Source organism: Nocardia sp. NPDC004654 (assembly GCF_040609595.1).
Classification (GTDB): Bacteria; Actinomycetota; Actinomycetes; order Mycobacteriales; family Mycobacteriaceae; genus Nocardia.
Map to the genome: position 1 here is coordinate 654,894 of NZ_JBEXKI010000002.1, position 22,333 is coordinate 677,226.

The 22,333-nt window shown below is 69.9% G+C and carries 18 protein-coding genes; 8 read left to right on the top strand and 10 right to left on the bottom strand.

Annotated elements, in window-relative coordinates:
* Positions 1-6 precede the first annotated feature (6 nt).
* Entirely contained in the window at positions 7-1,401 is a 1,395-nt protein-coding gene (locus ABZV58_RS08870) for a cation:proton antiporter (protein WP_354999565.1), read from the top strand.
* Positions 1,402-1,658: 257 nt separating this feature from the next.
* On the opposite strand, the gene speD is transcribed toward ABZV58_RS08870, so the two are convergent.
* The 4 genes from speD to ABZV58_RS08890 all read right to left on the bottom strand — a co-directional run bounded on the left by speD (position 1,659) and on the right by ABZV58_RS08890 (position 7,586).
* On the bottom strand, positions 1,659-2,867 hold the full coding sequence (gene speD, locus ABZV58_RS08875) for an adenosylmethionine decarboxylase (RefSeq protein WP_354999860.1): 1,209 nt from the start codon (positions 2,865-2,867) through the stop codon (positions 1,659-1,661).
* Between the two features lie 8 nt (positions 2,868-2,875).
* Positions 2,876-3,991: a type III PLP-dependent enzyme gene (locus ABZV58_RS08880; RefSeq protein ID WP_354999566.1), complete on the bottom strand. Its 1,116-nt coding sequence runs from the start codon at positions 3,989-3,991 to the stop codon at positions 2,876-2,878.
* A gap of 97 nt (positions 3,992-4,088) precedes the next feature.
* Positions 4,089-6,587 (bottom strand): DUF3516 domain-containing protein, encoded by a 2,499-nt coding sequence (locus ABZV58_RS08885; protein ID WP_354999567.1) that lies wholly within the window; start codon positions 6,585-6,587, stop codon positions 4,089-4,091.
* A 66-nt stretch (positions 6,588-6,653) separates the two neighbouring features.
* Positions 6,654-7,586, bottom strand: coding sequence for a PAC2 family protein (locus ABZV58_RS08890; RefSeq protein ID WP_067779533.1), 933 nt, complete (start codon positions 7,584-7,586; stop codon positions 6,654-6,656).
* Between the two features lie 299 nt (positions 7,587-7,885).
* On the opposite strand from ABZV58_RS08890, the gene ABZV58_RS08895 reads away from it, so the two are divergent.
* Both ABZV58_RS08895 and ABZV58_RS08900 read left to right on the top strand, forming a co-directional pair.
* The gene (locus tag ABZV58_RS08895) at positions 7,886-8,593 is read left to right on the top strand and encodes a sensor domain-containing protein (protein WP_354999568.1); all 708 of its coding nucleotides are present in this window, start codon (positions 7,886-7,888) and stop codon (positions 8,591-8,593) included.
* A 164-nt stretch (positions 8,594-8,757) separates the two neighbouring features.
* Positions 8,758-10,125, top strand: a complete 1,368-nt coding sequence (locus ABZV58_RS08900) for a DUF4192 domain-containing protein (RefSeq protein ID WP_354999569.1) — start codon at positions 8,758-8,760, stop codon at positions 10,123-10,125.
* Positions 10,126-10,199: 74 nt separating this feature from the next.
* On the opposite strand, the gene galE is transcribed toward ABZV58_RS08900, so the two are convergent.
* Positions 10,200-11,180 carry a UDP-glucose 4-epimerase GalE gene (galE, locus tag ABZV58_RS08905; protein WP_354999570.1) on the bottom strand — a complete coding sequence of 327 codons (981 nt, stop codon included), beginning with the start codon at positions 11,178-11,180 and terminating at the stop codon, positions 10,200-10,202.
* 3 nt (positions 11,181-11,183) lie between these two features.
* Positions 11,184-11,873 carry an iron dependent repressor, metal binding and dimerization domain protein gene (locus ABZV58_RS08910; RefSeq protein WP_354999571.1) on the bottom strand — a complete coding sequence of 230 codons (690 nt, stop codon included), beginning with the start codon at positions 11,871-11,873 and terminating at the stop codon, positions 11,184-11,186.
* Positions 11,874-12,058: 185 nt separating this feature from the next.
* Here ABZV58_RS08910 and ABZV58_RS08915 point away from each other — a divergent pair, with 185 nt between their 5' ends.
* The 3 genes from ABZV58_RS08915 to ABZV58_RS08925 all read left to right on the top strand — a co-directional run bounded on the left by ABZV58_RS08915 (position 12,059) and on the right by ABZV58_RS08925 (position 16,399).
* A complete protein-coding gene (locus ABZV58_RS08915) occupies positions 12,059-13,324 on the top strand; it encodes an acetoin utilization protein AcuC (protein ID WP_354999572.1) in 1,266 nt (421 codons plus the stop codon).
* Entirely contained in the window at positions 13,317-16,004 is a 2,688-nt protein-coding gene (locus ABZV58_RS08920; protein ID WP_354999573.1) for a GNAT family N-acetyltransferase, read from the top strand. The genes ABZV58_RS08915 and ABZV58_RS08920 overlap by 8 nt, the downstream gene beginning before the upstream one ends.
* Positions 16,005-16,090: 86 nt before the next feature.
* Positions 16,091-16,399 carry a DUF4333 domain-containing protein gene (locus ABZV58_RS08925; protein WP_354999574.1) on the top strand — a complete coding sequence of 103 codons (309 nt, stop codon included), beginning with the start codon at positions 16,091-16,093 and terminating at the stop codon, positions 16,397-16,399.
* A 135-nt stretch (positions 16,400-16,534) separates the two neighbouring features.
* Here ABZV58_RS08925 and ABZV58_RS08930 read toward each other — a convergent pair whose 3' ends face one another.
* From ABZV58_RS08930 to ABZV58_RS08940, 3 genes are all read right to left on the bottom strand, one after another.
* The gene (locus ABZV58_RS08930) at positions 16,535-17,503 is read right to left on the bottom strand and encodes a sigma-70 family RNA polymerase sigma factor (protein ID WP_354999575.1); all 969 of its coding nucleotides are present in this window, start codon (positions 17,501-17,503) and stop codon (positions 16,535-16,537) included.
* 196 nt (positions 17,504-17,699) lie between these two features.
* Positions 17,700-19,217 (bottom strand): methyltransferase, encoded by a 1,518-nt coding sequence (locus ABZV58_RS08935; protein ID WP_354999576.1) that lies wholly within the window; start codon positions 19,215-19,217, stop codon positions 17,700-17,702.
* A gap of 61 nt (positions 19,218-19,278) precedes the next feature.
* Complete coding sequence (locus ABZV58_RS08940; protein WP_354999577.1) at positions 19,279-20,019, bottom strand: VOC family protein; 741 nt, start codon at positions 20,017-20,019, stop codon at positions 19,279-19,281.
* A 189-nt stretch (positions 20,020-20,208) separates the two neighbouring features.
* Between ABZV58_RS08940 and ABZV58_RS08945 the strand changes: the two genes are divergently transcribed.
* Positions 20,209-21,555, top strand: coding sequence for an MFS transporter (locus ABZV58_RS08945; protein ID WP_354999578.1), 1,347 nt, complete (start codon positions 20,209-20,211; stop codon positions 21,553-21,555).
* Between the two features lie 6 nt (positions 21,556-21,561).
* On the opposite strand, the gene ABZV58_RS08950 is transcribed toward ABZV58_RS08945, so the two are convergent.
* The gene (locus ABZV58_RS08950; protein WP_354999579.1) at positions 21,562-21,975 is read right to left on the bottom strand and encodes a DUF3099 domain-containing protein; all 414 of its coding nucleotides are present in this window, start codon (positions 21,973-21,975) and stop codon (positions 21,562-21,564) included.
* Between the two features lie 107 nt (positions 21,976-22,082).
* Between ABZV58_RS08950 and ABZV58_RS08955 the strand changes: the two genes are divergently transcribed.
* Entirely contained in the window at positions 22,083-22,319 is a 237-nt protein-coding gene (locus ABZV58_RS08955; protein ID WP_354999580.1) for a DUF3039 domain-containing protein, read from the top strand.
* The last annotated feature ends 14 nt before the right edge of the window (positions 22,320-22,333 follow it).

The following is a 22,333-nucleotide window of genomic DNA, read 5'->3' on the forward strand; positions in this document are numbered from 1 at the left end:
GCTGCGATGCCATCGCTTTTGGAAATCACCACTCATTTCTTCTTACAGGTCGCCGTCATCCTGGTGACCTATCGCCTGCTCTGGCCGGTGTTCCGCCGGTTGGGTCAGGTACAGGTCGTGGCCATCATGGTCGCCGGATTCGTTTTGGGGCCTTCGATTCTGGGCCTCATCTGGCCCGAAGCCCAGGAATGGCTGTTCCCGACCACGCTCGCGGTGGGAGGCGCGAGCATCACGCACCCGAACCTGACCGCGATCTACGTCGTGGGCCAGCTCGGTCTGGTGCTGTACATGTTCCTGGTCGGCGCATCGTTCAAGGTGGACATCCTGTCCTCGCACCTGCGCAAGGCGGGCGCGACCTCGACCGCGGGCGTGGCCGTGCCGCTGGTGCTCGGCGGCGCGCTCGGCTGGTGGATGGTCGGCAGCGGTGGATATTTCACCGACAAGGTGGAGCAGTGGCAGGGCGGGCTTTTCGTGGCCGCGGCCGTCGCCATCACGGCGTTCCCGATGCTGGCCTGGATCATCTACGACTCCGGGCTGCTGAACACACGGCTCGGCACCATGTCGCTGGCGTGCGCCGCGGTGGACGACGCGTGCGCCTGGATCCTGCTGGCCACCGTGGTCGCCACCACCAAGGACAGTATGAACGGCGCGTTCCTCGCTGTCGGCGGCGGACTGGCCTACCTGCTGTTCATGATGTTCGTCGCGCGGCGCTGGCTGGCCAGGCTCGAGACCTGGCAGCCCAAGCGCGGCGACACCGAGCGCGCGGGCGGATTGCCCATCGCACAGCTGTCCGTTGTGCTGCTGGTGGTGCTGCTCGCCAGCTGGTTCACCGACTGGTGCGGGATCTACTCGGTGTTCGGCGCGTTCGTCGCGGGCGCGGTGATGCCGCGCGGCCACCTGCTCGACACCATCCGTGCGCGCTTCGAGCCGCTGGTGGCCTACTTGCTGCTGCCCGCGTTCTTCATCTACTCCGGCCTGAACACCGAACTCAGCCTGATCTTCGAACCGGAGGTCCTGCTGGTGACGGCGATCGTGCTGATCGTCTCGTTCGTCGGCAAGTTCGGCGCCGTCGGACTCGCGGCGCGCTGGCAGGGCATGAGCAAGCGGGAGGCCGCGTCGATGGGCGCGCTGGCCAACGCCCGCGGCCTGATGGAGCTGATCCTGTTGAACATCGGTCTCGGGGCCGGGCTCATCACCGGTGAGCTGTACACGATCCTGGCGCTGATGACGATCATCACCACGTTCATGGCGACGCCGGTGCAGCGGATCTTCGAACGCAACGCGTGGAAGGCCGGTCTGGTCTTCGGCCCGGACGGCGAACAGCCCAAGCCGGAGACGCCGGGGAAGGAGCCGGGCGGCGAGCCGGAGCGTTCCGGCGAACCGGCGCCCGTCGCCACGTGAGCGGGCGCTAGGCCGACCAGCGCGGCCGCTGGGTCGATTCGCGCGGCCGCTGGGTCGATTCGCGCGGCCGTTGGGTCGATTCGCGCGGCTGCTGGGTCGACCGGGGCGGGGCGCTGGGGCGATCGGCGCGGGCGCGCATGAACCGCGCCGGTCAGGCCTCGGCTCGCCGCGGGGCGCCGGAAAAGACGAATCGCACCGGCGCCGAGGATGTCGAAACTCCTTGGCGCCGATGCGATTCGGCGTTCGTCGGTCGGGACCTATTCGGCCGCGCGCAGCGCGTGCGGTTCGATGGCGCCGCGCACCAGCGCGCGACCGTCGATGGTCTCCGCGCGGTAGGGCAAGGTGGCCAGGCGGTCGACCATGCCGGGCACCGGGTCCTCGATCGCGTCGACGAGACCGAACAGGAACGACCACTCGTGCTCGTCGCTGCCGTAGTGCACGACCGTGCCGAACTGCTCGTGGAAACGCTGCCAGGACCGCTTCAGGGTCTCGTTGCGCCACATCGTCGCGCAACCCGCCTGCGCGCTGAGCACGCCGCCCGGCGCGAGCAGGGCTCGACATCGGGACAGGAACTCCGACTCGTAGAGCCGGTTGTGCTGCGCGTCCTCGACCCGCTCGTCGGGCAGATCGATCACGATGACGTCGTAGCGGGTGCCCGCCTGCTGCGCGTTGGCCAGGAAGTCCCAGCCGTCGGCGTAGTGCACCTTGATCGGGCCCTCGCCCGCGACCGCCGCGGCGAGCTCCTCGGTCGTGTAGCCGTAGGGCAGGTGTTCGGCGCACAGCTCGACCTCGAGCTGGTCGATGTCGACGTGGTCGACCAGGGTCGCGCCCGCGGCCACCGACATCTGGCTCGCGACGCCCTCGCCGGAGCCGATGATCAGCACGCTGTCCAGCTTCTCGGCCAGCACGAAGGCGGGCACCATCATCGCCTCGTGGTAGGTCAGCTGGGAGAACTCGGTGGACTGGCGGTCGTCGTCGGAGAACAGGCTGATGCCCTGTTCGGTGCGCGCGATGACCATGTGCTGGAACGGGGTATTGGTGTCGATGATCACATCGTGCAGATCCCAGATCCGGGTCAGGCCCGCGCCCACCGGCTCCTCGATCTTCTGCGCGCCGTGCCCCCGCTGGATGACCTTCATGCGAACGTCTTTGGGAGACAGCTTGTCCCGCAACATCTCGACGGCCTTCGTCGCGCCCGCGCCGATGCTGCCGCAGGTGAAGACGTCGACGAAGATGTCGCCGGACTCCGGATAAGTGTGAATCGAGGCGTGGGACTCCGACAACAGCGCGAGGACGGTCACCCCCTGCGGATCGAACTTCTTGTGAACGACATCGCAGATGGTGACGCCCGCCGCGATCAGAGACTCACGCAACGCCGATTCGAGTCGTTCGAGATCGTCGCAGAGATCTGCGTCGACACCACCGAACTCGGCCAGCACATGCCAGCCGGTGAATTCCGCCGTCATAGGCAAACTCACTCTCGCTCAGCGCCCGAGACATGAACGGTCAAGGGCGGAAAACCATTGAAGGACACCGACGAATAGCTCGCGGTATAGGCGCCGGTGTCGAGGATCGTGATGCGATCACCGGCTCGCAACGTGGTCGGCAGAAGGACCCGTGTGCGTTGATACAGTACATCGTCGCCGTCGCAGGTCGGACCGGCGACCACCGCCTCGTCGACGGGGTCTCCGTCGCGTTCGGTGACGAACCGGTAGGCGATGTACTCGTTCTCGGTCTCGGCCATTCCGTTGTAGCGGCCGATGTCGAGATACACCCAGCGCCGTCCGTCCGGCGCGATACGGACGCCGACGACCTCGGCGTGAATGGTGCCCGCGTTGCCGACCAGCGCGCGACCGGGTTCGACGACCAGTCCGGCGGTTTCGGGCAGGAATTCGGCGGCGGCGGCGTTCACGACCGCGGCGATCTCGCCGAGCGCGGGGGCGGCCTCGGCGTAGGAGATCGGCAGCCCACCGCCGATGTTCACCGAGGTGATGTGAATGTCTTTGGCGGCCAACGCTTCCGCGATCTCACCGGCCTGCTGGATGCCGATCCGCCATGCCGCGGGATCCAGCTGCTGGGAGCCGACGTGGAAGTAGGGTCCGGCCACGACCAGCCCCAGATCGCGGGCGCGCACCAGCAGGCGCAGCGCCTCGGCGGGCGAGCAGCCGAACTTGGTGCCGAACGGCGTCTGCGAGGCGGGAGTGGCGGCGAGGAAGCGGCATTCGACTTCCGAACCCGGTGCGTGCTCCACGATGCGCAGCAGATCGTCCTCGGTGTCGAAGGCGTAGCGGCGCACGCCCTTGGCGTAGGCGCGGGCGATGTCGGCGGCCTTCTTGATCGGGTTGCCGTAGCAGAGTTTGTCCGGCGCCACCCCGAGGTCCAGGCACAGCTCGATCTCGCCGATGCTCGCCACGTCGAATTCCGCGCCCTCGGCATCGAGCAGAATGATCAACTCCGGCACCGGGCTCGCCTTCACCGCGAAGCGAATGCGTGCCTTGTCGTCCCCGCGGACGGTGACGGCGGCATCGAGCGCGCGGTAATTTTCGCGAACTCGCTCGGAGTGGATGACAAGGTACGGAGATTCGGGCATAGTTGATCTTTCGCGTGGGCAGCAGCGGAGAGAGTATCAGCGGCCCCTACCCAGATACGAATCCGTCGAAACCCGTATTCGAGCAGGGGCTGCCCGCCTACCCTTCGGACACCGTGACCTCGTCGAACACCACCTCGCCCGCGGCGTCGGACGCGGCGAGATCGACCACCGCCTCGATCGACCAGCCGTGGTCGCCCGCGGGGTCGTCGAGAACTTGCCGCACATGCCAGAAGCCGGGTCGCTGCTCGATCTGGAACAGCTGGGGACCGCGCGCGTCGGGGCCGGTGCCGATGCGCTCGTACTCCTCGAAGTAGGGGGCCAGCTCGTCCGCCCAGTCCGGGCCGGTGCCGAGCTCGGCCAGATCGTCCCAGCGCCGCAGCGCGGCCAGCTCGACGCGGCGGAACATGGCGTTGCGCACCATCACGCGGAAGGCGCGCTCGTTGGCGGAGATGGGGCGGATGGTCTCCGCGCCGAAGGCCAGTTGCTCGGCGTCGGTTTCCGCACCGGGGCTGGTCAGCTGCTCCCATTCGTCGAGCAGGCTCGAATCCACTTGCCGGACAAGCTCGCCCAGCCACTCGGTGAGGTCCTCGAAATCCTCGGTGCGCGCCGCGTCGGGCACGGTGCGGCGCAGCGCGCGGTAGGCGTCGGCCAGGTAGCGCAGCACCACGCCTTCCGAGCGGGCCAGCTCGTAGTGCGAGATGAGTTCGGCGAAGGTCATCGAGCGCTCGATCATGTCGCGCACCACCGACTTGGGGGAGGGCGCGAACTCCGAGACCCACGGATGTCCCGCGCGGTAGGTCTCGTAGGCGGGCTCGATCAACTCGGCCAGCGGCTTGGGCCAGGTGACTTCCTCGAGCAGCTCCATGCGCTCGTCGTACTCGATGCCGTCGGCCTTCATCTCGGCGACGGCCTCGCCGCGCGCCTTGTGCTGCTGGGCCATCAGCAGCTGGCGGGGGTCTTCGAGGGTCGACTCGATGAGCGAGACCACGTCGAGGGTGTAGCCGAGGGAGTCGCGGTCCAGCAGGTCGAGCGCGGCCAGCGCGAAGGGCGAGAGCGGCTGGTCGAGGGCGAAATCGCGTTGCAGGTCGACGGTGAGGCGGGCGTAGCGGCCGGTGGCGTCGGGTTCGGGCAGCTGCTGCACCACCCCGGCGTCGCGCAGCGCGCGATAGAGGCGGATCGCGCGCAGGATGTGCCTGCGTTGCGCGGGGCGCGGCTCGTGGTTGTCCTCGAGCAGATGGCGCATGGCCTGAAAACAGTTGCCCGGCCGGGCGATCACGTTGAGCAGCATCGCGTTGGTGACGTTGAACCGCGACACCATCGGCTCCGGCTGGGCCGCCACCAAGCGGTCGAAGGTCTCCTCGCTCCAGGAGACGAAACCCTCCGGCGGCTTGCGGCGCTGCACCTTGCGCTGCTTCTTGGGATCGTCGCCCGCCTTGGCGAGCAGCCTGGCGTTCTCCACTTCGTGCTCGGGCGCCTGCACCACCACGGTGCCCATGGTGTCGAAGCCCGCGCGTCCGGCCCGTCCCGCGATCTGATGGAACTCACGGGCCTTGAGCCTGCGGGTGCGCACGCCGTCGAACTTGGTCAGTCCGGTCAGCAGCACGGTGCGGATCGGGACGTTGATGCCGACGCCGAGCGTGTCGGTGCCACACACCACCTTCAGCAGACCGTCCTGGGCCAGCCGCTCCACCAGCCGACGGTATTTCGGCAGCATGCCCGCGTGGTGCACGCCGATGCCGTGCCGGATCAACCGCGACAGGGTCTTGCCGAAGCCCGCGGCGAAGCGGAAGTCGCCGATCGCCGCGGCGATGGCGTCCTTCTCCGCGCGGGTGGCGAAGTTCACGCTGGTCAGCGCCTGCGCTCGCTCCAGCGCCGCGGCCTGGGTGAAGTGCACCACGTAGACCGGCGCCTGGTGGGTGGTGACCAGCTCCTCCAAGGTCTCGGTGATGGGCGTCCGCACATACGAAAAGCTCAGCGGCACCGGGCGTTCGGTGCCCGCGACGATCGCGGTGCCGCGACCGGTGCGGCGCTCCAGGTCGCGGGCGAAGAAGTCGACCTCGCCCAGGGTCGCCGACATCAGCAGGAACTGCGCGCGCGGCAGCTCGAGCAGCGGCACCTGCCAGGCCCAGCCGCGGTCCGGGTCGGCGTAGAAGTGGAACTCGTCCATGACCACCTGGCCGACCTCGGCGTCCGCGCCCTCGCGCAGCGCGAGATTGGCCAGGATCTCGGCGGTGGCGCAGATGATCGGCGCGTCGGCGTTCACCGACGCGTCGCCGGTGACCATGCCCACCTTGTCGGCGCCGAACACCTCGCACAGCGCGAAGAACTTCTCGCTGACCAGGGCCTTGATCGGGGCGGTGTAGTAGGTGCGCTGCCCGCGGGTCAGTGCGAACAGATGCGCGCCGACCGCCACCAGCGACTTGCCGGAACCGGTGGGCGTGGCCAGGATGACGTGCGATCCGGACGCCAGCTCCAGCAGCGCCTCGTCCTGCGCGGGATACAGCGGCGTGCCCTGCTCGGCGGCCCACATGCCGAACGACTCGTAGAGCGCGTCGGCGTCGGTTCCTGGAATGTCGAGCAGTTCGGTCAGATCCACTCCGACCAGCTTAGGGCAGGCCTCGCCGCGGCCGTCACCGCGATCGGCGCGCCGCGGCGCCGGCGTCTAGGTGTTGTCGCCGTCGTAGCCGCCCTGCTCGGCGAGGAAACGCTCGAACTCGGCGCCCAGTTCGTCACCGCTGGGCAGCTCGCCGTCACCGGCCAGCAGGCTGGACTGGCGCTCCTGGGAGGTGACGAAGCTGTCGTACTGGCGCTCCAGCGCGTGCACCACCGTCTCGACCTCGGAGTTGCCCGAGATGTGCTCGTTGACCTGCTCACGGACGCGCGCCGCGGCCTCGCCCAGCGCGGCGAGCGGCAGCTCCAGGCCCGCGTTCTCGGCGACGTTCTCCAGCAGCGTCTGGGCAGCCTCCGGGTAGGCGGTCTGGGCGAGATAGTGCGGCACGTGCACCGAGAAGCCGACGGACTCGTGCCCGTGCTGGGCCATCCGGAACTCCAGCAGCGACGACGCGCTACCCGGTACCTGCAACTCTCCCGGCCAGCGCTGGTGATCGGAGATCAGGTCGCGATCCGAGGAATGCGCGGTGACACCCAGCGGGCGGGTGTGCGGAATCGCCATCGGAATCGCGCTCAGGCCGATGCTGCGGCGCACGCCGAGCTGTTCGGCGAGCAGCCGTACCGCGGTGGTGAACTTCTCCCACCGCAGATCCGGCTCCAGACCGGAGAGCAACAGGAACGGGGTGCCCGCGGTGTCGCGCAGCGCCCACAGGTTCAGCTCGGGTTCGGCGTAATCGGCGAAATGATCGGTTTTGAACGTCATCAGCGGACGGCGGGAGCGGTAATCCAGCAGTTCGTCGACGTCGAACGAGGCGACCAGTTCGCTTTCCAGGCTTTCGCGCAGGTGCGTCGTGGCCAGGCGGACGGCGTGCCCGGCGTCGGTAAAGCCTTCCAGCCCGTGCACGAGGACCGGACCCGCGCCGTCGGCGGACGACAACTGCGGAGCGGGGAACTCCAGCTCGTACATTCGCGACTCGTAGTCCATCGCGTCACTCCTTCCTGCGCGGTCCACCGCGGCGGCCGATCGAGGGCAGCACCGCGGGGAACCCATGTCCATTGTCCCCCATGGCGATGTCGCGCACCGCGCACGGTGCGGACACCGACCCATAGAACGAGCCAACAGCGCCCGAACGCCCGGCATTCCCCACCGGGTAGATACCTGTATTCCCTCGTCGCGACGGGTGACACCGGTTACGGCGAAATCAGGTCGGGTGCGCGCAGGTCGTGTGGGCGGGTCGGCGTGGCGCGGGAAGCGCCGAACCCGCTTTTGGCACAGTGGGCGGTGTGACTGTGCCGGATTCGACGGGACGCACGCGCGCGCTCGGCGCCTGCGCGGCGGCCGTGTGCGCGCTGCTGCTCACCGGGTGCGGCTCCACCGTGACCGGGCAGCCCGTCGCGGCGCGGCCATCGACCGTGCGGCATATCGCCGCCGGACTGACCACGCTACTGCCCGAGCCCGCGCAGTTCCCGGCGCGCTATCCCGCGGTGGTGCTACCCCCGGAGGCGGCGGCCCAGGCGGCGGGAGACCTGAACGGCGTGATCCGCGGCGCGACCGTGCGGCCGGACGGCTGCGCCCCCGACGAACAGCAGTTCGGCCCCGACCACACCGCCATCGCGGTCGGCAGCGACGAGACGTCGCGCGCCACGCTCACCGTCGAGCTCACCCGGACCAGACAGCCGCTGTCTACGCTGCGCGAACAGGTGCTTCGCTGCGGCGAGATGCGGGTGGCCAGGGCCGGGGCGACCACAACGGTGTCGACCGAGCTGGATCCGCCGCCGCCCTTCTACGCCGACGACACGCTGGCGCTGCGCCGCACCGTCGCCCCCGACGTCGGGGGGCCCGGCCTGACGCAGACCATGCGGACGCTGGTCGGGCAGGTGGGCGATGTGCGAATCGCGGTGACCTACATGACATTCAGCGACGCGCCGCCGGACACCGCGGCGCTGGACGAGTTGTTCACGACGGCGGTGCGGAAGGTGCGCGAGGCGTAGGCGGCCCGGTCGAACGGGGCCGTGTACTCGCCCGGTCCGACAATCAGTGCCACCGGGTGGGGCCGTCGCCGTGCTTCGTACACAGGCTGCGGGTTGTCCACAGGGGAGCTGTTCGCGCAGGTCGGGCGATCGGCGGACGGAGGGGCGATGCGCACTATGGCGACATGACGACTTCAGCGAATCCGCCACTCGGCGCGGGCGCCCGGCGCGGCGGCGAGGGCAGCGAATCCGTCGATCCGCCCGGCCGCTACCCGGGCGACCCGATGCGTTCCGAGCTTCCGCCGGGGCGGGTGCACTGGCGGCCGCCGCACCAGCGATTGTGTCTACGGCCATCCGCCGCCGGTTCGCGAATCCGCCGGACGGGGAACGACGACGACTCGGGGCCGAGCGCGGTGTTCGCGCAGCCGTCACCGCTGTACCGCGCCGGGTATTCGGCGCGACCACTCCGGGTGGACGATCCCGGAGAACTCATCGCCGCGCTGCCCGCCATGGTGGGGTTCTACCCGCATCGCTCGCTGGTCGTCGCGGTGCTCGGGCCCGCGGAACCGGGCGCGAGCCACGGAATCGCGGCGGTGCTGCGATTCGATCTCGAGCCGGTCGGCGCGCGCCGCGGTCTCGTCGGGTCGTTCGCGGACCTCATCGGGCAGATCTGCGCCGCCGAGCGGGCGACGGAGACGCTCGCGGTGGTCGTCGACGACCGGCTCGGCGGACCGCTCGGGAAGGCGGGGCGCGGGCGGCGTGGTTCGCCGCCGGGGGCGTTGATCGCCGCGCTGGCCGGTCGGCTCGGCGCCGACGGCATCCGGGTCGGCGGCGCGTGGGCGGTGACGGCGATCGAGGAGGGGCGACCGTGGTGGAGTCTGCGGGGCGGGTCCGACCGCGGTACGGTACCCGACCCGAGCGCGTCCACGGTGGCGCTGGCGCACGTGCTGGACGGACGGCCGATCCTGAGCTCCCGCTCGGAACTCACCGAGCGGGTGGCCGCGGACTCGGCGCTGTGCGCGGAGGTCGGCGTCCAACTGGACAGCGCCGTCGCGGTGGCCAGAGACCGGTTCGCCAGGGCGGTGCGGCACGACGACGTCACCGGCTATCGCAGGCGTGCTTTGGAACACGTGCTGTGGCAGGTGGCCAATATCGAATCCGGCGCCGTGCTCGCCGCGCCGGAGATCGCGGAAGTCGTTGCCGCGCTGCGTGATCGGGTGGTGCGCGACGCGATGTTCGCGTTGGCCGCCTCCGATCACGCGGCGGCCGCGGAACGGCTGTGGCTGACCCTCGTCCGCGGTCTGCCGCCCGGGCGGGACCGCGCCGAGATCGCGGCTCTGCTCGGCTACAGCGCCTATTTCCGTGGCGACGGACCGTTCGCGGGCATCGCCCTCGAGGCGGCGTTGGCGGCCGATTCGGGCAACGCGATGGCGATCCTGCTGGAAACCTCGCTGCGCGCGGGCATGCGCCCCGAACAGTTGCGCAGGCTCGCCAGCAGCGGCCGTGACGCCGCGGCTTGGCTGGGCGTCGACCTCGGACCTGTTGTCCGATGAGGCGGCGCGCCTGTGTCTCGATGAGGCGCGCCGATGCCTTGCCGCGGCGGCTGCGTCTTCGATACGCCGAGTGGCTACTTCGCGCTGTGCGCGCGTTCACCCAGCGAGCGCAGGAACTCCCAGGCGTCGGCCACGATCTCGTCGAGATCGTTGTGCTCGGGCCGCCAACCGAGTTCGCCGATCGCCCGTTCGCTGGAGGCGATCAGTGTGGCGGGGTCGCCGGGACGGCGCGGCGCGTCCTGCGCGGCGATGGGCAGGCCGGTGACGCGTTCGCACGCCGAAATCACCTCGCGCACCGAGAAACCCGCGCCGCTGCCGAGGTTGTAGACACGGTGCGCGCCTGCCTCGGCCGAGCGCAGGGCCAGCAGGTGGGCCTCGGCGAGATCACGGATATGGATGTAATCGCGCACCGCGGTGCCGTCGGGAGTCGGCCAGTCGGTGCCGAAGACGGAGATCGCCTTGCGGTGCCCGAGCGCGACCTGCAGCACGAGCGGAATGAGATGCGTTTCGACCACGCGGTTCTCGCCGAGCCCGCCGTAGGCGCCCGCGACGTTGAAGTACCGCAGGCTGGTCGCGGCCAAGCCGTGCGCGATCGAGTAGGAGGTGATCGCGTGATCGATGGCGAGCTTCGACGCGCCATAGGGGTTGGTCGGCCGGGTCGGCGCGTCCTCGGTGATCGGTACCTGCTCGGGTTCGCCGTACACCGCGGCGGTCGAAGAGAACACCAGGCGCGGCGTGCCCGCCAGCCGCATGGCCTCGAGCAGCTCCAGCGTCTTCACGACGTTGCCTTGCCAGTACTTCTCCGGCTGCTGCACCGATTCCCCGACCAGCGACTGCGCCGCGAAATGCAGGACGCCGTCGAAGGTTTCGCCGCGCAGCAGCGCGGGCGCGGCCTCGGCGACATCGCCCTCGACGAACCGCGCACCGGACGGGACGCCGTCGGCGTTACCGGTGGACAGATCGTCGACGACGACCACCTCGTGGCCGTCCTCCAGCAGCACCTGCGCGCAAACGCCCCCGACGTAGCCCGCGCCACCCGTGACCAGAAGTTTCACGGATCAGACCAGCTTCACCTGGACGGCGTGGGCCATTTCGTCCGACAGCTCGAAGCCGCTGTCGTGGCCGGGCACGCTGATGACCACGGAACCGGGCTTGGTCTCGACGGTCACTCGCGCGTCTGGTACCACACCGGCCTCGCGCAGCTGGCCGATGACCTCGGGGTCGGTCTGGATGTGCTCGGCCAGGCGGCGCACCACGACGGCGTGCAGCTGGCCGTGCGGCAGATCCGAGAGCCGGACCAGGGTCTCCTCGACCGTGACCGGCGCGGTGATGCCCAGCTCGTCGAGGCCGGGAATCGGGTTGCCGTACGGCGAGGTGGTGGGGTGGTTGAGCACCTCGACCAGACGCCGCTCGACGTCCTCGCTCATCACGTGCTCCCAGCGGCACGCCTCGGCGTGCACGTTCTGCCAGTCCAGGCCGATGATGTCGACCAGGAGACGTTCGGCGAGCCGGTGCTTGCGCATCACCGCGACGGCCATGCTGCGGCCCTTCTCGGTGAGCTCGAGATGGCGATCGCCCGCGACCAGCAGCAGCCCGTCGCGCTCCATGCGCGCGACCGTCTGGCTCACGGTCGGGCCGCTCTGCTCGAGGCGCTCGGCGATCCGCGCGCGCAGGGGCACCACGCCCTCCTCCTCGAGGTCGTAGATGGTACGGAGGTACATCTCCGTGGTGTCGACCAGATCCTTCACCTGTTACCCCTTCGTCGGCACGAATTCTACCCACGCACGGCGACAGCACCGTGTGCCATGTCGGTTCGCGTCCCACCGCCGGAACCGTGTCGGCGCACGGCCTGTCGCCGTGTTCGCACTTGCGTCATTTCTACTGCATACAAACGCCCGACGGGGCTGGTAGCTTCCCGCGTACCGTTGCGAGCATGGCCACTGCACCCTCGGCGTCGTCCCGCGAACCAGGGGCGCACCGGAGTTCGGGCACCGTCGTGTGGAGCGAACGCTTCCTCGACTACAGCTGGACACCGGAGCACCCCATGAAACCGGCGCGACTGAAGTTCACCATGGCGCTGGCCGAAAGTCTGGGATTGCTCGACGGTGTCGAGCCGTTGGAGCCGGAGCCCGCGGGCCGCGACGAACTGTTGCGCGTGCACACCGCCGACTACATCGAGGCGGTCCAGCACGCGGTGGCGCCCGCGGGCGAGCCGCTCGCCCCGCCCTACGGTCTGGGATCGCCGGACAACCCGGTGTTCCCGCGCATGCACCAGGCGGCCTCGATCATCGTCGGCGGCACGCTGGCCGCGGCACGCGAGATCGCCGAGGGCCGCACCCGGCGAGCCGTCAGCATCGGCGGTGGCATGCATCACGCGATGCCCTCGTCCGCCTCGGGCTTCTGCGTCTACAACGATGCGGCCGTGGCGATCTCCTGGCTGCTCGACCACGGTTTCGACCGCATCGCCTATCTCGACGTCGACGTGCACCACGGCGACGGCGTGCAGCGCGCGTTCTACGCGGACCCGAGGGTGCTCACCGTCTCCATCCATCAGCACCCGGCGACGCTGTGGCCCAACACCGGCTGGGCCGAGGAGATCGGCACGGGCGCGGCCGAAGGCACCGCGATCAACCTGCCGATGTTGCCCGGAACCCGGGATGCCCAGTGGCTACGCGGTTTTCACGCGGTGGTGCCCGGTGCGGTCGCCGCGTTCCGCCCGCAGATCGTGGTGAGCCAGTGCGGTGTGGACACCCACCGCGAGGATCCGCTCGCCGATCTGGAGCTCACGGTGGACGGACAGCGCGCGGCGTTCCGCGCCATGCGCGATCTCGCCGATCAGTACGCCGAGGGACGCTGGCTCGCCGTCGGCGGCGGTGGGTACGGTTTGGTCCGGGTGGTCCCGCGAGCCTGGACGCACCTGTTGGCCACCGCTCTCGACCGTGACATCGCGCCGGAAACGCCGGTGCCGCAGGACTGGACCGATCTGGTGCGCACGATGGCGCCGAACACCGAGCCGCCGCGCACCATGGGTGAAGGGGGCGACATCACATTCCGTCGGTGGGACGGGCCGGGGGGAACGGGGGAGACTGGGGACGCGCGCGCCGATCGGGCGCAGCGGGCCGTCGACACGGCCGTATTGGCCACGCGCCGAGCATGCTTCGGGTTGCTCGGCTTGGATCCGGAGGACCCCCGTGACTGAGCAGATTCCCGTCCCGGACTCTCCGTCCACACCGGCGACGCCGCCCCCGCCGCCACAGCATTGGTTCGCCGACGTGCTCGCTTCCGACGGCGGGGTGGTGCGGCTGCGTCCGGTCACTCCCGAGGACGGCGACCGGTTGCAGGAGTTCCACGCCGCGCTCTCCGAGCGCACCAGGTACCTGCGGTATTTCGGTCCTTATCCACGCATCTCGCCGAAGGATCTGTACCGGACGACCCATCTCGACTATCACGACCGGGTCGGTCTGGTGGTCGAACTGGGCGAGCAGATCATCGCGGTGGGCCGCTACGAACTGCTGGACCGCACCGGTCCTCGCGCCGCCGAGGTCGCCTTCGTGGTGGCCGACGGGCACCAGGGCCGCGGACTCGGCTCCATCCTGCTCGAGCACCTGGCGGGCGCCGCGGCGGAGAACAAGATCGAGACCTTCGTCGCGGAGGTGCTCGCCGAGAACACCGTGATGGTCACCGTCTTCCGCGAGGCCGGGTATCAGGTCGAGCGCAGCAGGGACGGTTCGGTCCTGCACCTGGAGTTCGCCATCGACCCCACCGAAGCGCTGGTGTCGGTGCGGGATTCGCGGGAACGCGCCTCGGAGGCGCGCAGCGTCGGGAATCTGCTCGCGCCGGGTTCGGTCGCGGTGATCGGCGCCACGCCCGCCGCGGGCCGGGTCGGCGGCGTGGTGCTGGCCAACCTGCTGTCGGGCGTGTTCCAGGGGCCGGTGTATCCGGTCAATCCCACCAGGAAGTTCGTGCGCGGCGTGCGCGCCTACGCTACCGTGCGCGAGATTCCCGACGAGGTGGACTTGGCGGTGGTCGCGGTGCCCGCCGCCGCGATCGACTCGGTTCTCGACGACTGTATGGCCAAGGGCGTCAAGGGTTTGGTGGTCTTGACGGCCGGGTTCGGCGAGACCGGCCCGGAGGGGCTCGCCGCCGAGCGCGACCTGGTCGCGGCCGCCCGGGTGCACGGTATGCGGGTGGTCGGTCCGAGCGCGTTGGGCATCGCCAACACCGATCCGGCGGTGTCGCTGAACGCGACGCTGGCGCCGGTGCTGCCCGCGCGCGGGCGAATCGGGTTCTTCTGCCAGTCCGGGCCGTTGGGCGCGGCCATCCTCGGCGAGGCGGCCGCGCGGAACCTGGGTCTGTCGACGTTCGTCTCGGCGGGCAACCGCGCCGACGTGTCCGGCAACGACCTGCTCCAGTACTGGGACACCGCGCCCGACACCGATGTGATCCTGCTGTACCTGGAGAGCTTCGGTAACCCGCGCAAGTTCTCCCGGATCGCGCGACGAGTGGCGCGCACCAAGCCGATCGTCGCGGTGAGCAGCGGGCGACAGGCCGGGCACAGCCAGCCCCCGCGCGATATGGATCGCTCGATCGTGCGTGACCTGTTCGCACAGGCGGGCATCGTGCAGGTGGACTCGATCTCGGAGTTGTTCGACTGCGCCGCGCTGCTCGGCTATCAACCGCTGCCCCGTGGGTCGCGCCTCGCGGTGATCAGCAACAGCACCGCGCTGAGCTGGCTGGCCGTCGACGCGGCCCGCGGTGAAGGCCTCGACGCGGCCGAACCGGTGAATCTGGGGCCGCAGGCGACGCCGGGCGCGTACCTCGACGCGGTCGTCGCCGCCCTGCGGTCCGACGAGACCGATTCCGTCATCGTGGTTTTCGCGCCGCCGGTACCGCTGCCGATGGCAGGGTTCGCCGACGCCATCCGGGCCGCCGCGGCCGCGGTGCCCGAGGCGGACAAACCGATTCTCACCACGTTCATCGCCGAGCAGGGCATTCCGAATCTGCTCGCGGTGCGCGGTCAGGGCGGGATGGCGGTGCACGGATCGATTCCGTCGTATCCGGATCCCGAACGGGCGGCGCGGGCGCTGGCCCGCGTCCGCCGCTACGCGGAGTGGCGGGACAAACCCGTGTCGGCGGTGGTACGCCCGGACGGCATCGATACCGAGCGAGCCAGGGGACTGGTGGCGAAGTGGATGGGCGATTCCGGCGGTCGCTGGCTGACCGATCTGGAGGCCGCCGAACTGCTCACCTGCTACGGCATCCAGGTCGTCGAGTTCCGTGAGGTGCGCGACGCCGAGGAGGCGGTGGCCGCGGCCGAGGAGCTGGGCTATCCGGTGGCGGCGAAGGCCACCGGCGAGATGTGGCGGCGCAGGCCCGATTTGATCGGTGTGCGGCTCGACCTGTGGCGGCCGGAGGCGGTGCGTCAGGCCTACACCGACCTGGTGGAGATCTGCGGCGATCCGGTGCTGCACATCCAGAAGATGGCGACCAAGGGCGTCGGCTGCATCCTGCGCGTACAGGACGACCCGTCCTTCGGGTCGGTGATCGAGTTCGGCCTGTCCGGCACGATCATCGAAATGCTCGGCGACCGCGCCTATCGCGCGCTCCCGCTGACCCGCGACGAGGCGGCGGCGCTGATCGACGCTCCGCGCGCGGCCCCGCTGCTCTCCGGCACGCCGGCGAGCCCGCGCGTGGACAAGGCCGCGCTCGCCGAACTGGCCCAACGCATTTCGGCGCTGTTCGACGACCTCCCCGAAATGCGCGAGCTGTCCTTCGATCCCGTGCTCGCCTCGCCGACCTCGGCGGAAATCCTTTACGCGCGCGGCCGAGTCGGTCCCGAGCCGAGCCGGTTCGACGTCGGCCCGCGGCGGCTGGCATGAGGTACTGCTGTCGAGCGGCGTTAACGCCGCTCGGGCGGCACCCGATCTGGTGAAGATCCGAGAGATTCGACCAGAGAGGTGTCGACATGAAAACCACTGCACTCGCCGGGCTTTTCGCCCTTGCGTTCCTGGCAGCGGGATGTTCGGTGGAGGTCGGTTCCTCCACGCCCCAGGTGAAGGAAAGCGAGCTGGAGAAGTCGGTTCAGCAGACCTTGACCGAGGAGGTCGGGAAGAAACCCGACAGCATCGACTGCCCCGATGACCTGGAGGGCAAGGTCGGCACCACCATGCGCTGCACCTTGACCGCGGGCGGCGAAACGCTCGGTCTCACCGTCACGGTGACCTCGGTCGAAGACGACACGGTCAACTACGACGTCGCCGTCGATCCGGCCTGACAACGAGTTCGCCGACCGGTTCGCGCGGAACCCGGAGGGGACGGGTCGCGCGGGCACCGGTCGGCGTCTGTGCGGTGACCGCTAGGCCACCAAGTCGGAGACCGGGCGCCTCGGAAAACACCCGGCGTCGATGGGTCAGCTGGCGTAGGCCCGCAGACGGTCGGCCCGCTCGCCTTTGCGCAGCTTCGCCATGACCTCACGCTCGATCTGACGCACCCGCTCGCGGGACAGTCCGAAGAGCTTGCCGATCTGGTCGAGGGTGCGCGGCTGGCCGTCGTCCAAGCCGAAGCGCAGGCGGATGACCTGCTGTTCGCGCTCGTCCAAGGTCGCGAGAACGCTGCGCACGTCGTGGTGCAGCAGGCCCGCGATCACCGCGGACTCGGCCGAGGTGGCCTCGGAGTCCTCGATGAAATCGCCGAGCGGCGCCTCTTCGTCGTTGCCGACCGGCATGTCCAGGCTCACCGGGTCGCGGCTGTGATCGAGCAGATCGGAGATCTTGTCGACCGGGATGCCCGACTCGTTGGCCAGCTCTTCGTCGGTGGCTTCGCGGCCGAGCTGCTGGTGCAGTTCACGCTTGATCCTGGCCAGCTTGTTCACCTGCTCGACGAGGTGGACGGGCAGCCGGATGGTGCGGCTCTGATCGGCCATGCCGCGAGTGATGGCCTGGCGGATCCACCACGTCGCGTAGGTGGAGAACTTGAATCCCTTGGCGTAGTCGAACTTCTCCATCGCCCGGATCAGGCCCAGATTGCCCTCTTGGATGAGGTCCAGCAGCGGCATGCCGCGGCCGGTGTAGCGCTTGGCGAGCGAGACCACGAGGCGAAGGTTGGCTTCGAGAAGGTGCGCCCGTGCGGCTTGGCCGTCGCGCACGATGATGGCGAGATCCTTCTTCCGGCTGGCGGAAAGCCGCTTGCCCGTTTCCAGCAGATGCTGGGCGTAGAGGCCCGCCTCGATGCGCTTGGCCAGCTCGACCTCGTCTGCGGCCGAGAGCAGCGCGGTGCGGCCGATTCCGTTCAGGTACACACGTACCAAGTCGGCGGCAGGGCTCTGGGCGTCGAGGTCCGATTCGCTGGTGCGCACTCGAGTGGTGGCGGGGCTGGTCATGACTTGCCTCCTGTCGGTGGTGTCTCACTCCGATCAACGGACCCGACAGAGAGAAAGTTCCCCGCTCCCGCGCCGATAAACCGCTTCTGAACTGCGGTTTCGGTCACTTACGTCTGAGAAGTTCCTGAGAACCCCCGCGGGCGGGAACGACTCCCTGTCCGATGCCTCCGCCGACGCATACCCGGTTGCCCCGTGCTTACACGGGAGCGATGAGCCCGTGCCGGACCAATCCGGCGACGACGGTCAGCGCGTCGGCCGCGAACTCCGGCGTCACCTCGTCGGCTCCGTGGGCGAGCGCCAGCAGTTCGACCAGCTCGTACAACGGAAGTCCGTCCGGCCGCATTCCCGCGACCAGCGCGATCGTCGTCTCATCCACCTCGTGCTGCCAGCGCGGACCGTCGCCGCGGTGCAGCCGCGCGACGCGCTCGGCCCAGCCGTCGGGGCCGGGCAGCGACACCCGTTCCAGCGCCGTCGTGGGCTCGACCGCGAAACGCGCGGTCCAGGCGTGGTTTTCGTCACTCGCCACGGCGCGCAGCCAGGCCGACCGCTCGAAATACGCGCTCGCTTCGGCGCCGAGCGGGTCGTCGAAGCCGTGCGCGAGGTCCTCGGCGAGCAACTCGGTGGGCCCGTCGATGGCGCGAAGGTAGACGAAGCCGAAGCCGATGCCCTCGACGTCGGCCGCGGCGAACGCGTCCAGCCACTGCTCGGCGCGGGCTTGCGCCGCCGGATCGCGCGGATCGAGGCCCGCGTCACGCAGCCAGGTGCCGACGTACAGCGCCGGATCGGCGACATCGCGCTGCACCACCCAGGCGTCGACGCCGTCGGCGGGCAGCCAGGAGGAGACGCGCTGGCGCCAGTCCTCGCCGTCCACGTGCACCCAGGCCGCCAGCATGGCCGCGGTGCCGCCCGGCGCGAGCAGATCGGGCGCGCGCGAGACGACCAGTTGGCTGGCGCCGTCCAAGGCCAGGCCCGAATCGCGGTAGGTGTGCTCGATGCGCGCGGGGCCGACGACGAACGGCGGATTCGCCACCACCTGATCGAACCGTCGCCCGGCCACCGGCTCGAACCAGGAACCTTCCAGCAGTTCGATGTCGAGGCCGTTGAGGGCGGCCGTCGCCTCGGCCAGCCACAGCGCGCGCGGGTTCACGTCGGTCGCGGTGACGGTGTGCGCGTAGGAGGCGGCGTGCACCGCCTGCACCCCGCAGCCGGTGCCGAGATCGAGAACCGATCCGACGGGCCGGGTCGGCGTGGCACGCAGCAGCGACAGCGAGGCGTGGCCGACGCCGAGCACGTGATTCTCGGTGAGGGTGCGCCTGCGCATCGAGTCGTCCAGATCGGACAGGATCCAGCGGTTGCCCTCGCCGGCGTCGAGCGGGCGCAGGTCCAGTGCCGCGCGGACCTCGTCGCCGTCGCGCTCCAGCAGCCCGGCCGCGACGGCCCGGTCGATGCCCACCGGCGCCAGCGCGGCCGCCACCTCGCGCTCGGGCAGGGCGTCGCCGAGCAGCAACAGCCGGATCAGCGTGCCGAGTTCACCCGCCGCCCGCGCGGCCCGCCGCACCGGCACCGGCTCGGACCGGCCCAGCGCCGCGTGCGTGTCCGGCCCCAGCGCCGACACGAGGGTGTCGGCGTCGTAGCCGACGCGGGTCAGCGCGGTCCGCAGCTCCGGGCACAAGGCGGTGAGCAGGGATCCGGTGGTCGTCTGGTTCGTAGGCACACACGTACTCTGCCACCGCTAGCCGTGAGCATCCGTAGCCCGTTGCCACCGGGGTCGCGGCTCACACCCCGTTCGGGTCGCGTCCGGTGACGCAGTACACGGCGTCGCCCGGATCGGTCATCACGATCCAGTGCTCGTAGCGCTGCACCACGGTCGCGCCGAGCGACTCGTGCCACGCCGCGGTGGCCTCGATATCGGACGAGGACAGGTCGATGTGGGCGCTGGTCGGCCGGTTCTCGCCGAGGCGCTGCAACAGAAACTGGACCGGCATCGGCTCCACCGGGCGCAGCCGGGAGAACTCGTCGAGTCGGCCAGGCGTGTGCTTCCATCCGGTGAGGTCGGCCCAGAAGCGCGTCTCCACGTCGTGATCGGCCGCGCCGATGTCCAGGCAGACCTGGTCGAGGCGGCTCAGCGTGCCGTCGGGCGCGCGGAACGCGGGCGCGGGGCGGCCCTTGGCGCGTCCACTCGGCGTGAAGCAGAAGATCTGCCCGGATGGCGAGCGAAGCACCGCGTAGTCGGGGTGATTGGCGACCAATTCGGCGTTCAGGTCCAGCGCGGTGCGTACGGCGGCGGGGATGTGGTCGACGTCGAAGTCGAAGTGCACGCCGCCGAGGCCGTTCACCGACTGCATCTTGACCCCGGCCGCGGCGAACAGCGCGGGATCCGGCAGCAGCGTGAGGAATTGGTTGTCGTCGCCGCGGCGCGGGGAGAGTTGGGTGCCGGTGATGGTCGACCAGAAGGTCGCGCAGGCGTCGAAACGTTGTGCGGGACGGTCGATGAACGCCCAGACCCAGCGAATCATGTTCTCTCCTGTGCCGTGCGGGAGGTACCCGCGACCGCAGACGTGGTGGCCCGGCGAGTGCGCCGAGCAAGGTGTTGCGGGACACGACAAGTGACGTGCGGCGCAGGCCACACGGCCGCCGTGCCCCGGGGACACAGTAGGGGGCGGCCGGGAGACTGTCGAACCGGTTTGGCCGAATCTCGGTGTTCTATGGCATTCGTGCCACTCGTTCGGCGCGCGGTTTTCCGGCAAGCTCGGCCGGTGACCGAACTGCGCACCTCACCAGCCCAGCCCGCCGAGCCGTTCGACCCGGTGGCGCGACGGCTGCATCCCGCCTGGATCGTGGCGGGGGTCGGCTTCGTCGCGCTGCTCGGCGCGGCCGCGTTCCGTTCCGTGCCGAGCGTGCTGATGGACCCGCTGCACGCGGAATTCGGGTGGTCGCACGGGACCATCGGGCTCGCGGTGTCGCTGAATCTGCTGCTGTACGGCCTCATCTCGCCGTTCGCCGCCGCGCTGATGGACAAGTTCGGCATCCGCAGGGTGGTGGCCTGCGCGCTGGTGCTCGTCGCGGCGGGCAGCGGACTGACCGTCTTCATGACCCAGGCCTGGCAACTCGTCGCGACCTGGGGACTACTGGTCGGCGTCGGTGTCGGCTCGATGTCGATGCCGTTCGTGGCGACGATCACCGGGCGCTGGTTCGTGCGCCATCGCGGCCTGGTCACCGGCATCCTGACGGCCGCGGGCGCGACCGGGCAGCTGGTCTTCCTCCCGTTGGTCTCGGCGCTGGCGCACGAGCACGGGTGGCGGCTGCCCGCGCTGGTGGTGGCGGGGGCGGCGCTGGCGGTGGTGCCGCTGGTGCTGCTGTTCATCCGCGACTTCCCCAGCGACGTGGGCGTTTCCGCGTACGGCGCGGAACCGGGCTCGGCGGCGGGGATGCGCACCACCGCGCGAGGCGGCGCGACGCGGGCGCTCACCGTGCTCGCGCGGATCGCGCGGACGCGCGGATTCTGGTTGCTGGCGGGCGGTTTCGCGGTGTGCGGCGCCTCGACCAACGGTCTGGTCGGCACCCATTTCGTCAGCGCGGCGCACGACCACGGGATGCCACCGACCACCGCGGCCGGACTGCTCGCGCTGGTCGGCGTGTTCGACGTCGCGGGCACCATCGCCTCGGGGTGGCTCACCGACCGGGTCGACCCGCGCTATCTGCTCCTGGCCTACTACAGCCTGCGCGGGCTCTCGCTGCTGATCCTGCCCTCGCTGTTCGCGCCGCACACCGAGCCGAGCATGTGGGTCTTCGTGATCTTCTACGGACTGGACTGGATCGCGACCGTCCCGCCGACGGTCGCGCTGTGCCGCGAGCTGTTCGGCGAGGACGGGCCGGTGGCCTTCGGCTGGGTTTTCGCCTCGCACCAGATCGGCTCGGCGATCGCGGCCACCGGCGCGGGCGTGATCCGCGACGTGCAGGGCAGCTACGACACGGCCTGGTACGTGGCTGGCGCGCTGTGCGGACTCGCGGCGTCGATGTCGATCGTCATCCGCAGGCGGGTCGGCGCATGAACGAACTCACCCGTCGATGGCGTTGTGCGGACGGGATTCGATGGCCTTGTGGGGGCGGTCCCACCGGCTGGGTTCGTCCTTGCGCCGCGGCGGGCGGTCGTTGGCGATGAGCACCGCGATCCACGGCAGCGGGATCGACGCGCCGATGATCAGCAGCGAGAGCAGGGCGCTGCCCCACGCGCTGTAGGCGACAGCGGCCAGCACCAGCGCGGGAATGCGGAACGCCATCAGGATCGTGTACCTGCGCACCCGCGCGCGGTGCTGATCCTCGAGCGAAGGGGCGGCCTCGGTGATGAGCACCGGGTGCTTGTCGTCGTTTCCGGGGAAGTACCCGCGCGACGCGGAAGGTGTGGATGAGACGTCCGGGCGAACACCGCGGCCGATGTCGTCGGCGTCGGAGGAGTCGCCGTTCTGCTGCATACCCCGAGTCTTCCACTCCCGTGTTCCCGGCGCACACACCAGGTCGATTCGCCACCGGCTTCGGGCGCAGGCGACCCGCGGGACCGTCATACGGCATCATGGAATCCGTGAGTACCGACACCCTGGTTCGCCCGGATACGACCACCGACGAGACGACGGGCGACGACATCCCGAAGTTCTTCCACTACGTGAAGAAGGACAAGATCGCCGAGAGCGCCGTCATGGGCACCGTGGTCGTGGCCCTGTGCGGCGAGGTGTTCCCGGTGACCCGCTCGCCGAAGCCCGGCTCGCCGGTCTGCCCGGAGTGCAAGAAGGTCTACGAGAGCCTGCGCAAGGGCGACTGAGTCCCGCGACCTTC

What these genes read in the sequence shown, in the direction of transcription:
- ABZV58_RS08870 (WP_354999565.1), top strand. Translation starts at nt 7, where the DNA reads ATGCCATCGCTTTTGGAAATCACCACTCATTTCTTCTTACAGGTCGCC.
- speD (WP_354999860.1), bottom strand. Translation starts at nt 2,867, where the DNA reads ATGACGGCGGAATTCACCGGCTGGCATGTGCTGGCCGAGTTCGGTGGT.
- ABZV58_RS08880 (WP_354999566.1), bottom strand. Translation starts at nt 3,991, where the DNA reads ATGCCCGAATCTCCGTACCTTGTCATCCACTCCGAGCGAGTTCGCGAA.
- ABZV58_RS08890 (WP_067779533.1), bottom strand. Translation starts at nt 7,586, where the DNA reads ATGGACTACGAGTCGCGAATGTACGAGCTGGAGTTCCCCGCTCCGCAG.
- ABZV58_RS08900 (WP_354999569.1), top strand. Translation starts at nt 8,758, where the DNA reads ATGACGACTTCAGCGAATCCGCCACTCGGCGCGGGCGCCCGGCGCGGC.
- ABZV58_RS08915 (WP_354999572.1), top strand. Translation starts at nt 12,059, where the DNA reads ATGGCCACTGCACCCTCGGCGTCGTCCCGCGAACCAGGGGCGCACCGG.
- ABZV58_RS08925 (WP_354999574.1), top strand. Translation starts at nt 16,091, where the DNA reads ATGAAAACCACTGCACTCGCCGGGCTTTTCGCCCTTGCGTTCCTGGCA.
- ABZV58_RS08930 (WP_354999575.1), bottom strand. Translation starts at nt 17,503, where the DNA reads ATGACCAGCCCCGCCACCACTCGAGTGCGCACCAGCGAATCGGACCTC.
- ABZV58_RS08940 (WP_354999577.1), bottom strand. Translation starts at nt 20,019, where the DNA reads ATGATTCGCTGGGTCTGGGCGTTCATCGACCGTCCCGCACAACGTTTC.
- ABZV58_RS08945 (WP_354999578.1), top strand. Translation starts at nt 20,209, where the DNA reads ATGGCATTCGTGCCACTCGTTCGGCGCGCGGTTTTCCGGCAAGCTCGG.
- ABZV58_RS08950 (WP_354999579.1), bottom strand. Translation starts at nt 21,975, where the DNA reads ATGCAGCAGAACGGCGACTCCTCCGACGCCGACGACATCGGCCGCGGT.